This window comes from Bacillus sp. B28 (assembly GCF_029536185.1).
In the GTDB taxonomy this organism is placed as follows: Bacteria; Bacillota; Bacilli; order Bacillales; family Bacillaceae; genus Bacillus; species Bacillus halotolerans.
This window is the reverse complement of sequence record NZ_CP120511.1, coordinates 2,217,263-2,230,224: the sequence shown is the minus strand read 5'-3', so window position 1 is coordinate 2,230,224 and position 12,962 is coordinate 2,217,263. Positions and strand designations below refer to the sequence as shown.

The 12,962-nt window shown below is 43.2% G+C and carries 17 protein-coding genes and 2 pseudogenes; 13 read left to right on the top strand and 6 right to left on the bottom strand.

The genetic code is table 11. From position 1 onward, the window contains the following. The first annotated feature begins 6 nt into the window (after positions 1 to 6). The 6 genes from P3L57_RS10750 (at position 7) to P3L57_RS10725 (ending at position 4,990) form a co-directional block, all read left to right on the top strand. A complete protein-coding gene (locus P3L57_RS10750; RefSeq protein ID WP_083244534.1) occupies positions 7 to 1,317 on the top strand; it encodes a peptidase in 1,311 nt (436 codons plus the stop codon). After that, positions 1,295 to 2,122: a putative beta-lysine N-acetyltransferase gene (gene ablB, locus P3L57_RS10745; RefSeq protein ID WP_059293291.1), complete on the top strand. Its 828-nt coding sequence runs from the start codon at positions 1,295 to 1,297 to the stop codon at positions 2,120 to 2,122. Before P3L57_RS10750 ends, ablB begins: the two co-directional genes overlap by 23 nt. A gap of 32 nt (positions 2,123 to 2,154) precedes the next feature. After that, positions 2,155 to 3,570: a lysine 2,3-aminomutase gene (kamA, locus tag P3L57_RS10740; RefSeq protein WP_059293290.1), complete on the top strand. Its 1,416-nt coding sequence runs from the start codon at positions 2,155 to 2,157 to the stop codon at positions 3,568 to 3,570. Then, positions 3,567 to 3,845 carry a YokU family protein gene (locus P3L57_RS10735; protein WP_024121762.1) on the top strand — a complete coding sequence of 93 codons (279 nt, stop codon included), beginning with the start codon at positions 3,567 to 3,569 and terminating at the stop codon, positions 3,843 to 3,845. The genes kamA and P3L57_RS10735 overlap by 4 nt, the downstream gene beginning before the upstream one ends. A gap of 86 nt (positions 3,846 to 3,931) precedes the next feature. Continuing rightward, the gene (locus P3L57_RS10730; protein WP_010334616.1) at positions 3,932 to 4,156 is read left to right on the top strand and encodes a YozE family protein; all 225 of its coding nucleotides are present in this window, start codon (positions 3,932 to 3,934) and stop codon (positions 4,154 to 4,156) included. Positions 4,157 to 4,309: 153 nt separating this feature from the next. Continuing rightward, a complete protein-coding gene (locus P3L57_RS10725) occupies positions 4,310 to 4,990 on the top strand; it encodes a hypothetical protein (RefSeq protein ID WP_010334614.1) in 681 nt (226 codons plus the stop codon). Here P3L57_RS10725 and P3L57_RS10720 read toward each other — a convergent pair. Then, a complete protein-coding gene (locus tag P3L57_RS10720) occupies positions 4,987 to 5,130 on the bottom strand; it encodes a hypothetical protein (protein WP_063623049.1) in 144 nt (47 codons plus the stop codon). The genes P3L57_RS10725 and P3L57_RS10720 overlap by 4 nt on opposite strands. Before the next feature lie 120 nt (positions 5,131 to 5,250). Between P3L57_RS10720 and P3L57_RS10715 the strand changes: the two genes are divergently transcribed. The 3 genes from P3L57_RS10715 to yodL all read left to right on the top strand — a co-directional run bounded on the left by P3L57_RS10715 (position 5,251) and on the right by yodL (position 6,490). Next, positions 5,251 to 5,427 (top strand): YozD family protein, encoded by a 177-nt coding sequence (locus tag P3L57_RS10715; RefSeq protein ID WP_010334612.1) that lies wholly within the window; start codon positions 5,251 to 5,253, stop codon positions 5,425 to 5,427. Between the two features lie 77 nt (positions 5,428 to 5,504). After that, a complete protein-coding gene (locus P3L57_RS10710) occupies positions 5,505 to 6,116 on the top strand; it encodes a phosphatase PAP2 family protein (RefSeq protein ID WP_069487339.1) in 612 nt (203 codons plus the stop codon). A gap of 59 nt (positions 6,117 to 6,175) precedes the next feature. Then, positions 6,176 to 6,490, top strand: a complete 315-nt coding sequence (gene yodL / locus P3L57_RS10705) for a shape determination protein YodL (RefSeq protein ID WP_038954208.1) — start codon at positions 6,176 to 6,178, stop codon at positions 6,488 to 6,490. Positions 6,491 to 6,562: 72 nt separating this feature from the next. Here the strand turns inward: yodL and P3L57_RS10700 are convergent. Continuing rightward, positions 6,563 to 6,950: pseudogene (locus P3L57_RS10700) on the bottom strand (winged helix-turn-helix transcriptional regulator). Between the two features lie 124 nt (positions 6,951 to 7,074). On the opposite strand from P3L57_RS10700, the pseudogene P3L57_RS10695 reads away from it, so the two are divergent. Then, positions 7,075 to 7,643 (top strand): annotated as a pseudogene (locus P3L57_RS10695) (NAD(P)H-dependent oxidoreductase). Between the two features lie 125 nt (positions 7,644 to 7,768). Here P3L57_RS10695 and P3L57_RS10690 read toward each other — a convergent pair. Continuing rightward, entirely contained in the window at positions 7,769 to 8,956 is a 1,188-nt protein-coding gene (locus P3L57_RS10690) for an MFS transporter (protein ID WP_044155503.1), read from the bottom strand. 200 nt (positions 8,957 to 9,156) lie between these two features. On the opposite strand from P3L57_RS10690, the gene P3L57_RS10685 reads away from it, so the two are divergent. Then, complete coding sequence (locus P3L57_RS10685; RefSeq protein WP_044155505.1) at positions 9,157 to 9,735, top strand: TetR/AcrR family transcriptional regulator; 579 nt, start codon at positions 9,157 to 9,159, stop codon at positions 9,733 to 9,735. Between the two features lie 164 nt (positions 9,736 to 9,899). Here the strand turns inward: P3L57_RS10685 and P3L57_RS10680 are convergent, their stop codons facing one another. Beyond that, positions 9,900 to 10,025 carry a hypothetical protein gene (locus P3L57_RS10680; RefSeq protein WP_024121758.1) on the bottom strand — a complete coding sequence of 42 codons (126 nt, stop codon included), beginning with the start codon at positions 10,023 to 10,025 and terminating at the stop codon, positions 9,900 to 9,902. A 202-nt stretch (positions 10,026 to 10,227) separates the two neighbouring features. On the opposite strand from P3L57_RS10680, the gene deoD reads away from it, so the two are divergent. After that, the gene (deoD, locus tag P3L57_RS10675) at positions 10,228 to 10,929 is read left to right on the top strand and encodes a purine-nucleoside phosphorylase (protein ID WP_069487340.1); all 702 of its coding nucleotides are present in this window, start codon (positions 10,228 to 10,230) and stop codon (positions 10,927 to 10,929) included. Positions 10,930 to 11,012: 83 nt separating this feature from the next. Further along, on the top strand, positions 11,013 to 11,834 hold the full coding sequence (locus P3L57_RS10670) for a M15 family metallopeptidase (RefSeq protein ID WP_069487341.1): 822 nt from the start codon (positions 11,013 to 11,015) through the stop codon (positions 11,832 to 11,834). A gap of 40 nt (positions 11,835 to 11,874) precedes the next feature. On the opposite strand, the gene P3L57_RS10665 is transcribed toward P3L57_RS10670, so the two are convergent. Continuing rightward, positions 11,875 to 12,135: a hypothetical protein gene (locus P3L57_RS10665; RefSeq protein ID WP_044155510.1), complete on the bottom strand. Its 261-nt coding sequence runs from the start codon at positions 12,133 to 12,135 to the stop codon at positions 11,875 to 11,877. An 86-nt stretch (positions 12,136 to 12,221) separates the two neighbouring features. After that, positions 12,222 to 12,923 carry a class I SAM-dependent methyltransferase gene (locus P3L57_RS10660; protein ID WP_069487342.1) on the bottom strand — a complete coding sequence of 234 codons (702 nt, stop codon included), beginning with the start codon at positions 12,921 to 12,923 and terminating at the stop codon, positions 12,222 to 12,224. Positions 12,924 to 12,962 lie beyond the last annotated feature (39 nt).

Here is a 12,962-nt window from a genome sequence, read left to right as displayed (position 1 = left end):
GGGGGAGTGATGATGCAGGACATTGAAAGAAAAGTAATCGAATGGCTTGATCAGCATTCAGCCAAAGCCATTCGTCTTTTGAAAAGGCTGGTTGGAGAAAAAAGCACACTTGGCAAGGAATTTAACGCTCAGGCAGTAGTCCTTGAAAAGCTTAGGCAATTTCATATGGACATTGATGTGTGGGAGCCGAGCCTAAAACAATTAAAACAGCATTCCTATTTTATATCAGACCGGTCGGATTTTCATGAGAGCCCGAACATTGTCGCTAAAAAAACGGGAGAGGGCGGAGGACGATCTCTGATTTTAAACGGGCATATCGATGTTGTGCCAGAAGGAAATTTGAAGGAATGGAAGTATGAACCGTTTCAAGCTGCCGAAGTAAATGGTAAAATTTACGGCCGCGGCTCCACTGATATGAAGGGAGGCAATACAGCCCTTCTATTTGCATTAGAAGCTCTGCACGCCTGCGATGTCAAACTGAAGGGTGATGTATTGTTTCAGAGTGTTATAGATGAAGAGTGCGGCGGCGCCGGAACACTTTCTGCCATTATGAGAGGCTATCGTGCGGACGGGGCGCTAATTCCGGAACCGACCAATATGAAGCTTTTTATTAAACAGCAGGGCTCGATGTGGTTTCGGATCACGGTTAAAGGATTAGCGGCACACGGAGGCACACGATATGAAGGTGTCAGCGCCATTGAAAAAAGCATGCATGTCATTACAGCCATCCAAGAGCTTGAAAAAGTCCGCAATGCAAGAATTTCTGACCCGCTGTATGATCATATCCCAATCCCGGTTCCGATCAATATTGGCACCATCTCAGGCGGAACATGGCCGTCCTCGGTAGCAGACCGCGTCGTCATAGAAGGAAGATGCGGAATTGCTCCCCATGAAAAGCCTGAAGCCGTGAAAATGGAATTGGAAAATTGGCTGAAAGATTTACAATACCATGATGAATGGTTTAAACGCCATCCAATTCAAGTGGAATGGTTCGGAGCTCAATGGCTGCCGAATGATTTGCCTGATGACCATCCTTTACTATCAGTCTTGCAATCAGCCTATCAAAAAATGAAACAAACAGAGCCGATCATCGAAGCGTCGCCTTGGGGGACAGACGGCGGCCTTTTGTATCATGCGGGAGATACTCCTGTTATCGTTTTTGGGCCGGGAGAGACGAAAACAGCACATCAGGCAAACGAGTATATTGAAGTTGAAGCCATGTTAGAATCAGCTAAAATTATTGCTCTTTTTGTGATGGATTGGTGCGGGCTTCATACAGACGGGGAGGATGCTGATGATCAAAACGGTAAAGAGTAGCGGCGTCACGGCTGTCATAGACAATGACCGCTTTAATAAACGAATGAGAATCATTCGTTATGAAGGCGCTATTCAGGAAGCCTTGTCTGATATTATGGCAGCGGCTGAAGAGGAGGGTGCCGAAAAAATTATTGTGTACACGAAACAGCATGACGAGGCAGAGCTGGCTAAACAATTGTTTACGCCGGAGGGCTTTCTCGAAGGCTACTATCTCGGCCATCGCGCTGCCGTCATGGTCCGTTATCTCACAGAAAAACGAAGACAAACAGATACCTATTTAGCCGAGCAGGAAATGATAGAGCTATTATATAAAATGAAGCCTCAGCCACAAATCGAAGACAGGTCACCTTTTACAATGAGAAAAGCAGAAACAAACGACATGTATCAGTTATCTATGCTGTATAAAAAAGTATTCCGCACGTATCCGACTCCTGTGTTTGATCCCGCCTATATTGAAAAGACGATGAATGAGCATACGCTTTATTATGTCATGCTTGAAGATGACCGTCTGATTAGCGCGGCAAGCGCAGATATCAATCCTGAGCTGGGGCATGCCGAAATGACGGACTGTGCCGTGCTTCCCGATTATCGGGGCCGTTCGCTGACAAGTATTTTAATAGATGCATTAGAAAAAGAAATGAGAGAGCAAGATATCTTTCAAGTATTTTCACTCGCCCGCGCTGCGTCTTTTGGTATGAATGCGGTCCTGTATCATTCCGGGTATCAGTATGGAGGAAGGCTGATCAATAATTGTTATATAGGAGAAGGGCTCGAAAATATGAATATCTGGTGCAAGCGCCTGTAAGTCAAAAAGAAATGCACGAGGAGGAATTTCATTTGACAAACAAATGGTATAAACCGAAACGGCATTGGAAGGAGATAGAGTTATGGAAGGATGTTCCGGAAGAAAAATGGAATGATTGGCTCTGGCAGCTGACCCATACTGTAAGAACATTAGATGACTTGAAAAAAGTGATTAACCTGACCGAAGAAGAAGAGGAAGGCGTCAGAATATCTACTAAAACGATCCCCTTAAATATCACACCCTATTATGCTTCCTTAATGGATCCCGACAACCCGAGATGTCCGATACGGATGCAGTCTGTGCCGCTCTCTGAAGAGATGCACAAAACAAAATACGACCTGGAAGACCCGCTTCATGAGGATGAAGACTCTCCAGTACCCGGTCTGACACACCGTTATCCCGACCGAGTCCTGTTCCTTGTCACGAACCAATGCTCCATGTACTGCCGCTACTGCACAAGGAGGCGTTTTTCCGGTCAAATCGGAATGGGTGTCCCTAAAAAGCAGCTTGATGCCGCGATCGCCTACATTCGGGAGACACCCGAGATCCGGGACTGTCTGATTTCAGGCGGGGACGGGTTGCTGATCAATGATCAAATTTTAGAATACATTTTAAAAGAGCTGCGCAGTATACCGCATTTGGAAATTATCAGAATCGGCACAAGAGCGCCTGTCGTTTTCCCTCAGAGAATTACCGATCAACTGTGCGATATCTTAAAGAAATATCATCCGGTCTGGCTGAACACCCATTTCAACACAAGCATCGAAATGACGGAGGAATCCGTTGAGGCTTGCGAAAAGCTGGTGAACGCAGGTGTGCCGGTCGGAAATCAGGCCGTCGTGTTAGCAGGCATTAATGATTCGGTAACAATTATGAAAAAGCTTATGCATGACTTGGTGAAAATCAGAGTCCGTCCCTATTATATATATCAATGTGATCTGTCAGAAGGCATCGGACATTTTAGAGCTCCAGTTTCAAAAGGGCTGGAGATTATTGAAGGGCTGCGGGGCCATACTTCAGGCTACGCGGTACCAACCTTTGTCGTTGACGCACCAGGCGGCGGCGGGAAGATCGCACTGCAGCCAAATTATGTTTTATCGCAAAGTCCTGACAAAATCATCTTGAGAAATTTTGAAGGAGTCATTACCTCTTATCCGGAACCTGAACATTATATCCCTAACCAGGCTGAGGCCTACTTTGAGTCTGTTTTTCCTGAAACCGCTGACAAAAAAGAACCAATTGGACTGAGTGCCATCCTTGCCGACAAAGAGATTTCTTTCACACCGGAAAACGTGGCCAGAATCAAAAGGAGAGAAGCATATACAGCGAAGCCGGGGCATGAAACATTAAAGGACCGGCGGGAGAAAAGAGACCAGCTAAAGGAAAAGAAATTTTTAGCCCAGCAGAAAAAAGAAAAAGAGGCAGAAAGCGAGGGGAATTCTTCATGAAAACATGCGAATGGTGCGGTGTGCCTGAGGCGCAGCCTGGCACGAACACGGTTTATTGGGAGCTTCCTGACGGCACACGAGCCATAGAGCTGACAAACACCCCCGCGATGATTTGCTCTTCTTGCGGAATGGCCTACCAAGAGGATTCGACGATAAAGGATATTGAGGATCAGCTGTTTTTAATCAACACAAAAAAACTCCCTGAAAGTCTGACATATCAACAGCTCATGGAAACGGAAAGGATATTAAAACGCAACTATTTTGATTTTTCCTGAATGATGTTTCGTTATTCTTTTGTTGTAATTTTACACTTGCACTGTATAATAGAACAACAAAAGACAGACACCAGGAGGGGAAACCCATGAAATCCTTTTATCACTATTTATTGAAATACAGACATCCTAAACCGCAGGACAGCATCAGCGAGTTTGCCAATCAGGCGTATGAGGATCACAGCTTCCCAAAAACATCAACCGATTATCACGAAATCAGTTCATATTTGGAGCTGAATGTTGATTATCTGGACACGATGGCGACGTTTGATGAAGCTTGGGAAAAATACGAGGCCGAGGTGCACGGCAAATAACCACATGTTTAAATCCGCAGATCCGCTGCGGATTTTTTTGTGCGCATACACATACCATAATTGGATACTTCCAATGGTTTTCATGCCCATGCGAATTGGTGTAACCCAGCATACGATAGCGTATGAGAAATGTTGCGGCGAGGGGGAGACACCATGAAGCAAAACAAACCGAAATTCCAAGTAGGGGATATCGTAGTCGTCATTATGTATGGGACAGTCGGCACAATCACAAAAGTACACCAAATCGATAAGCACTATCTTTATGAAGTAAACCACAATGAAGTCTTATATTTTGAATCGTCCATTCAATTATATAAAGATTATGAAGGCGTCATTGTCGATATGGAAAAACTTGATATTGAATATGAATTCCTCATTGGAGATGTCGTTTATGTAAAAGATTATGGAAAAGAACTCTTTCGCATTATCGGCCACAGAACGGAAATTTGGAGATATTTAGAAGATGGCTGGGAAGATATTATTTATGAGCTGACTCGTTTAAAGGATGGAGAGTGGCTTGAAACGGAGGAAGAGGATCTCACGCTGGTTCTCAGAAAGTATGAAATGGACCAGTTTGTGCATCAGCTTTTGTTTGTCCATTATGTCGGAGAAACTGCTCATGAGATCGGCGAAGATATTGTCCCGTCTGCTCTTCTTCAGTTTGAAGGCGAAGATGAAGATCAAGATACCCTGCGCATCCTGGCTGTATCAATTGTTGATGAGCTTTTGGATATTTATAACGACTACAAAATTCTGTACGAAATGTTTAAAGATGAAGAATATAAAGATATGATGATGTTTGTGCTGGAAAGTTTAAAAGAACACTTCAGTTAGTTTGTGAACAAGCGGATGACCACATATAAAAAGTAAGGCAGACAGCCCCACATCATGACATGCGTCATACCTTTGAGCGTTTTTTCCATCACCATATCGAATCTTTCTCCGTCCAGTGCTTCCATCATTTTAGCGATCATATGTCAGCCTCCTATGGCTTGTTTTTTTATTCAATGTATATGAATGAAAGAATTGTTTAGAACACCGGGTATAATTCATCCCGTTTTTTCATAAAACATAAAAAAGGAGGCGGTACGGTTATGAAAGAAATAGATCTTGTGATTGACACGGAAGAAATCGCTGAATTTTTTTACAGAGAGCTTGCAAGACGGGGCTACATACCGAGTGAAGATGAGCTGTTTGAAATCGCCGATATTACCTTTGATTATCTGATAGAAAAATGTATGATAGATGAAGAGCTGGATGAAGATTGTTAAGGCTTGAAACCGGAGCGGCCAGCTCCGGTTTTTTATTCGGCTGATATGAAATTTTGAGAAATAAAGGAGGGAAAATCTTGTACAAGCCAGTCAGTCTGTTTCTTCTCTTTCTTTTTTTAGCCGCGGTTATTCATACATCTGCTGTTCAATCAACAGATGAAATGATCAGTAGGGCAGCCGCAGCTATCCGTCAGCCTTGGCTGAATGATGTGATGATTTGGGTGACTCATCTTGGTGCTACTTCCTTTTTACTGCCACTTATCGTAGTCATTGGGGCAGGGCTGTTTTTTTACAAGAGAACCTTGGATGGTCTTTTGATGCTCTTCATATTCGGTGCGGATCGTCTGTTAAACAAAATATTAAAAGAGTGGATCGAACGGTCAAGGCCGGATTTTGAACCGCTCGTTCATGAGTCGTCCTTCAGCTTTCCGAGCGGCCACTCCATGAACGCTGCTTGTGTTTATCCAGTAATCGCCTACTTTTTAGTGAAACACATCCCGTTTTTGTCAAAGCATAAAAAAGCGGTATACATAATCGCCGGAACTGTCGTTATTTTGGTTGGTGCCAGCAGAGTCTACCTCGGCGTGCATTTTTTAACTGACGTTTTAGGAGGCTTCAGTCTCGGCCTGCTGCTGTTTTTCCTCGTGAAAGGTTTTGACGAAAAGTTACATTCGTTTCGACAAAAGTAGAGAGAGGAAAAAGAGGACGAAACGCCAATATGTTATAGAAATAAAAGGGAGGGATCTTGATGATGTTATCCGTGTTTAAAAAGAAGTCTTGTTTTTACGATGTGACAATATTTCAAACACCCCGGTTTGGTGAAAAAAAAGGCTACAGAGCCGTCTATCGAACTGAACTGAACGGGAGCAATCATCAAGACGTGCTAAAAAGAGCATTCTCTTTGTTTAATGTATTCGATACTGTTCCAAGTGATTATGATGCGAGATTTATGGCCACAGGGGATGTGATTTTGATTGATGAAGGCAGAAAAGGGAAAACATATTATAAACTGCTTCCTGCCGGATGGAGGAAAATCAATCGTCTGATTGTGCAAACAACATAACGAAAGAAAACGATGTTTTTTCTACATGCTGAATACCAAGGGTGTCAAAACCCTTGGTATTTTTTCTGGTTATTAGATTTTATCTTCAGCTTTACGTGCTGCCTCGAGTTTATCAATCCTGTCTTTATATTTTTCTCCCCAGTCCTTCATATGAAGGATAACAGGTTCTAATGTTCTTCCAAACTCAGTTAAAGAGTATTCGACTTTTGGAGGGACCTGTTTATAAACCTCACGGTGAATCACGCTATCCCGTTCCAATTCTCTTAATTGTAGCGTGAGCATTCGCTGGGTAATTTCAGGGTATAGTTTCCGAAACTCATTAAACCTCTTTTTACCGTCAATGAGATGATAAAGAAGAATGCCTTTCCATTTCCCACCGATGATATCTAATGTTGTTTCCACCGGACATCCTTCAAAGTCATCAAAAAGAATAATCAATACCGAGTTTACGATTTCTCAAGCTATCCACTCCTAATAGTATACTTTTTGATACTATATACATTCAATGTGTTTTAATATACATCATATAATGATGTCACATCAAAGGAATGAAAGGAATGAAAGGAATGAAAGGAATGAAAGGAATGGATCATATGAAAACACTCGTACTCGTGGTACATCCGAACATAGAATCCTTTCAGATCAACAAAAAGTGAAAAGAAGCCGTTTTAAGTGCACCGGATGTAACTGTCCATGATCTTTATGAAAAATATCGCGATCAACCAATTGATGTCGAATTTGAACAACAGCTGCTCCTCGCCCATGACCGTATCGTTTTTCAGTTTCCATTATACTGGTACAACAGTCCACCGCTTTTAAAACAATGGTTTGATGAAGTGTTTACGTTTGGCTGGGCTCATGGTCCCGGCGGAAATAAATTGAAGAGGAAAGAGTGGGTAACTGCCATGTCCATCGGTTCACTTGAACACTCTTATCAAGCCGCCGGATATAACTTGTTTTCAATAAGCGAGCTGCCAAAACCGTTCCAAGCATCTGCCTTCCTTTGCCGAATATCGCGCCAATACAATCAGTGACCAAGAAATTGCCGAAAGTGCGAATCGGTATGTAAAGCATATTACAAATATAGAATTAAACCCGAAGGTTCGCCCTGCAAAGATATTTGAAACAGCTTGAGGGTGTCGATTTAACATAAAGATTGATTTTGGAAAATCCTGTTCTCACCAAGCAGGATTTTTTCTTGTTCAGCACATTGAAAAAGAAGAATCCACCAAAAATAAGCCATCAGCTTGGTCTTGACTGCTTATTTTTGGTGAAAGATTATTTCTCTGTGGCGAAATAAAGCGAAGCTATGACCGGAAAAGCGATACCAATCCATAATGCTGTACTCCAGCCGCCTGAGGCATATGCCCATCCTCCAATAGATGATCCTATCGCACCGCCTAGAAAGAAGATTGCCATGAATAATCCGTTTAATCGACTGCGAATTTCAGGCGCCAACGAAAAAATGGCGCGTTGACTGAGCACAAGGTTTGCTGATACGCCCATATCTAACAGAATTGCGGCAGCCACTAGAACTGTTATACCGACGGGGGAGCTGCTCTGAATCATGAGCGGCAGTAATAAAGAGACAATGACAACACCGAGAGCGATTCCAGTGGCAATCCGGGTCAAGCCGCGATCAGCCAGACGGCCGCCTATTGGTGCAGCGACTGCACCCGCAATGCCTACCAATGCGTAGAGTGCTATTGCCTTCTGAGAAAAATGAAAAGCAGGACCGGACAATAATAAAGGAACAGTCGTCCAAAACAAGCTGAAAGCTCCAAATACAAACCCATGATAGATGGCACGGCGGCGTAAGACTGGAGTCGTGCGCAGCAGCTTCCACATTGAACCGAGTAATGCCGTATAGTTTGTATTTGCTGTTGGTTTTCTGGCAGGAAGCACTTTTGATAATACGATGGCCAGGACAACACTTACCACGGCGGACAAAGCAAATATTGCATTCCACCCCCAAATATCAGCGACTAGACTGGATATCGGCCGGGAAAGCATAATACCGAGTAATAAGCCGCTCATGACATTGCCAACGACCCGGCCGCGTGCAGCGTCTGATGCGAGGTATGATGCAAATGGAACAAGCACCTGGGCTGCGATTGACCCTAATCCGATGAAAAACGCAGCTGCTAAAAACAGTGGCCCATGCTTCACAAATGCTGTTAGTGTCAAAGCTGCTGCGCTTAGAAGGAGCGATGCAACGACAAGTTTTTTGTTTTCGATAATATCTCCTAAAGGGACAAGAAATAGTAAGCCGGCAACGTATCCGATTTGGGTTAGGGTGACAATCAATCCAGCACTGCTTGGAGAAAGTCCAATTGCCTTACTAATTAAACCAACCAAGGGCTGTGCATAGTAAAGATTAGCAACAATGATACCGCATGCCGTTGCGAGAAGAAGGGTTAAACTGGGTGAGACCCTCTGACCTGCTTGTTTGTTACTATTAGCCATAAGAATGAACTCCTTTTTAAGTGGTTTTTTGAGTGTAATCATGACTCTCAAGTCATTTTATAAACTGAACGTATAGTTTTGTTGATTAAGGAAAATGATATACTAAACGTTCAGTTTTGTAAATAGGTTTCTGTTTTCTTTTTTTATTCAGTTTAAGTATACTGAACGTATAGTTTATATTTCAGGAAGGAATGATTCACATGCAGAGTAAACGAGGGCGGCCGCGTGATGAAGGAACGCATAAGGCGATTCTCTCTGCAGCCTATGACCTATTGCTGGAAAAAGGCTTCGATGCGGTGACAGTCGATAAAATTGCCGAGCGTGCGAAAGTGAGTAAAGCAACGATTTATAAATGGTGGTCTAACAAGGCTGCCGTTATCATGGACAGCTTTCTTTCGACCGCGACGGACAGGCTGCCTGTGCCTGATACAGGGTCGTCAGTACATGATATAGTAACCCACGCCACGAATTTAGCAAGGTTTTTGACAAGCAGGGAAGGAACCGTTATTAAGGAATTAATAGGTGCAGGGCAGTTGGATGAAAAATTGGCTGAAGAATATCGCACACGATTTTTCCAGCCTCGCCGCCTCCAAGCGAAAGGCCTTCTAGAAAAGGGAATTGAGGAAGGTGAATTGAGAGAGAATCTTGATATTGAAGTAAGCATAGATCTCATATACGGACCGATTTTCTATCGTCTGCTTATAACAGGTGACGAAGTGAATGACTCCTATGTGCATGATTTGGTGATGAATGCGTTTAAGGGAGTTCAAGCTACGTGAATCATATTTGGGATTTGGTACAGAAAGCCTTCAAAGAACAGGAAGAAATCAACGGCCATTTTGTAGATGTCATGGCAATGGAGAAAATACTTGCAATATAAAACAGGCTGTCGAGATTTTCTCGACAGCCTGAAAACTGCGGATATCCGCAGTTTTCTGTTTTTTTAAGGTTTTCGTTTGGCCGCGGAATGCTCTTTTTCGTGCGCCTCTTCAGCCGCGATAACGTCTTTAGCAGGTATGTGGTTGTTCTTTTTTTGTCCGGTTATTCGGTTACGCTGTTTTTTACCCATGTTTCATCCCTCCTTTTGCCGTTAGGTTCTCATATAAGCGGCTCAATTATCCCGATTTTCTCTAATGGCGCCTAAAATACCCCGGATCATTTTCTTTTTTCGGAACATTCCTTTATAATCAATGCTGAAGTTTGTCTCATCATGACATCAGTTGTAAAATGAACGGACTGATCGTTAATTTTGGTTTATAGGAGGATATGAGATGAGTGTACATATCGGTGCGGAAAAAGGACAAATTGCGGATACGGTACTATTGCCGGGGGATCCTTTAAGAGCAAAATTTATCGCTGAAACGTATCTTGAAAATGTGAAATGCTATAATGAAGTCAGAGGCATGTATGGATTTACAGGTACATATAAGGGCAAAAAAATCTCTGTGCAGGGCACGGGCATGGGCGTTCCGTCCATTTCAATTTACGTCAATGAATTAATTCAAAGCTATGATGTGCAAAATTTAATAAGAGTAGGCTCTTGCGGCGCTATCCGTAAAGATGTCAAAGTGCGCGACGTCATTTTGGCCATGACTTCTTCTACTGATTCACAAATGAACAGAGTCGCTTTTGGAAGTATCGATTTCGCGCCTAACGCAGATTTCGAGCTTTTGAAAAATGCCTACGACGCCGCTAAGGATAAAGGCGTACCGGTGACAGTAGGCAGTGTATTTACTGCTGACCAGTTCTACAATGAAGATTCTCAAATTGAAAAGCTTGCCCGATACGGTGTGCTCGGGGTAGAGATGGAAACAACTGCTTTGTATACATTGGCAGCGAAGCACGGTAGAAAAGCGCTGTCCATCCTGACCGTGAGCGATCACGTATTAACAGGAGAAGAAACAACAGCAGAAGAGCGTCAAACCACTTTTCATGATATGATAGAAGTGGCTTTACATTCTGTATCAAAATAAAATAAATGAGGAGGCGTGCTGGGTGCCGGCAGCCTCTTCTTTATGGATACGGAAACGATTGATAAAAGGAAGGTAATGTGATTATGAAAAAGTCCGGTAAATGGTTCTCACTGGCCGCCGCTCTGAGTGTGACGGCAATTGTCGGAGCCGGCTGCAGCATGTCAAATGGAGATGCTCAAAAGGGTACGAAAACCACTGCAGAATCAAAACAGACAGAAGAAAAAACAGCTGACAGCAAAAAAACAAATACGCAGGACAGTGAGTTCTTATTGGAAAGCAAGTTTTTCAATAACATTAAAAAAGTGGACGGCCTGGAAACCATTCAAAATCCAAAAAATATCCTCGCCCTTGTCAATAAGCAATACGCACTGCCAGGAGACTATGAACCTAGCGATCTAGTTATCCCTGATGTCGAGTTTTCTTTTGAAGAGAAAATACAAAAGCGATACATCAGAAAAGAAGCAGCAGACGCATTAAAAACGATGTTTGACGCTGCGAAAAAGGATGGCTATGAGCTGGCAGCCGTGTCAGGATACCGCTCGTATGACAGACAGCAGGTTATCTTTAAAAATGAAGTAAGCTTAAAAGGGGAAAAGAAAGCAAGAGAAGCTGTCGCATATCCTGGTGAAAGTGAACATCAAACAGGTCTGGCAATGGATATTTCCAGCCGAAGCAACGGTTTTGAGTTAAATGAAGCGTTCGGCAGCACCGAAGACGGAAAATGGGTGCAGAACAATGCATATAAATATGGTTTTATCATTCGCTACCCTAAAAACAAAGAAGACATCACGAAGTACGAATACGAACCATGGCATTTGCGTTATGTAGGCAAAAAGGCTGCAAAGGTTATTCATGAGAATGACTTAACATTAGAAGAATACTTTGAAAAAGTGAAGAAGATATAAAATAAAAACCCGCTTACCATTGGTTAAGCGGGTTTTTCCATTAAAAAAAGAATAAACCGGCGAGCGCCACACCTGTAATCAGCCCAAGGCCAATACCGTATGCGGCTCCATAGCCAAATCCGTAGCCGCCCCAATATCCATAGCCAAATCCGCCTCTTGGGCCCCCTGAAGTAACTGGAGCAATAAAGACCTTGCTGTTGGTTACCCGTGTAATTCTGCCCACGTGGACTCTGCCGTTTCTTTCTGTAATTCTAGCAACTTTTCCTTGGTGCTGGCGGCAGATATGATAGTATTTTTCCAATATAATTCCCTCCTAATCCGTCTTTCTACCAGCTTATGATAGATAAACAAAAAAGGTTGGACGAAAAGAGGGGGTGAAGCGCCGTTTTACTTGTATGCGATAAAGATACAATGACCCATATACTCGCTGTATGCCTGCATGAGGTCATAATGGGACTGAAGCGTTTCATAGTAGATAGGAGCGATTGCTTGCGATACATCCATTTCTGTCGTCGGTTCAAATTCCATATCTTCCGGCAAAAGGGTGATCGTTTCTGTTTTCTGAAATCCATGGGAATGAATCGATTCCATCCACTCCGATTCGTTATAAAGCTTTGTAAAACCGTAAAAGTCCATCATTTGCTTCTTTTCGTGCGGAGGCATCGCCTTTTTAAGCGCCGCTTCAATACCGATCAGCATTCCGCCCGGCTTCAATACCCTATTAATTTCTTGAAGGGAGGATGTCAGATGGGAAAAACTGAGGACGGATTCGGACAGGACGCAGGAAAAGGACGCCGAAGAAAACGGAAGATGTTCCAGCTCTCCAAGATATGCAGGGATGGCCAGCCCTTCATTTGCAAATCTTTTTTTCGCCTTCTCAAGCATGACAGGGTCTTTATCAACGACTGTGACAGGATAAAGCAAATGTCCTAAATAAGCCGCAGTTTGCCCCGTCCCGCATCCGGCATCAAGAATCGGCTGATCAGGCGGAGGTGCCGCTTTTTGCAATACGGCTTTTGAAAAAGCAAGCCCGCCTGGATGTGCACCTGAAACACCGAATAAGGACAGCATTTCTAAATATCGGCTCAAAATGGTATCCTCCTTTTTCGTTATTATATGTCGTGAAAA

Excerpts from the sequence above, each read along its gene's own strand:
- P3L57_RS10685 (WP_044155505.1), top strand. The coding sequence starts at position 9,157 with ATGCAGAGTAAACGAGGGCGGCCGCGTGATGAAGGAACGCATAAGGCG.
- yodL (WP_038954208.1), top strand. The coding sequence starts at position 6,176 with ATGATGTTATCCGTGTTTAAAAAGAAGTCTTGTTTTTACGATGTGACA.
- P3L57_RS10735 (WP_024121762.1), top strand. The coding sequence starts at position 3,567 with ATGAAAACATGCGAATGGTGCGGTGTGCCTGAGGCGCAGCCTGGCACG.
- P3L57_RS10720 (WP_063623049.1), bottom strand. The coding sequence starts at position 5,130 with ATGATCGCTAAAATGATGGAAGCACTGGACGGAGAAAGATTCGATATG.
- P3L57_RS10690 (WP_044155503.1), bottom strand. The coding sequence starts at position 8,956 with ATGGCTAATAGTAACAAACAAGCAGGTCAGAGGGTCTCACCCAGTTTA.
- P3L57_RS10680 (WP_024121758.1), bottom strand. The coding sequence starts at position 10,025 with ATGGGTAAAAAACAGCGTAACCGAATAACCGGACAAAAAAAGAACAAC.
- P3L57_RS10725 (WP_010334614.1), top strand. The coding sequence starts at position 4,310 with ATGAAGCAAAACAAACCGAAATTCCAAGTAGGGGATATCGTAGTCGTC.
- P3L57_RS10715 (WP_010334612.1), top strand. The coding sequence starts at position 5,251 with ATGAAAGAAATAGATCTTGTGATTGACACGGAAGAAATCGCTGAATTT.
- deoD (WP_069487340.1), top strand. The coding sequence starts at position 10,228 with ATGAGTGTACATATCGGTGCGGAAAAAGGACAAATTGCGGATACGGTA.
- P3L57_RS10670 (WP_069487341.1), top strand. The coding sequence starts at position 11,013 with ATGAAAAAGTCCGGTAAATGGTTCTCACTGGCCGCCGCTCTGAGTGTG.
- P3L57_RS10730 (WP_010334616.1), top strand. The coding sequence starts at position 3,932 with ATGAAATCCTTTTATCACTATTTATTGAAATACAGACATCCTAAACCG.
- ablB (WP_059293291.1), top strand. The coding sequence starts at position 1,295 with ATGATCAAAACGGTAAAGAGTAGCGGCGTCACGGCTGTCATAGACAAT.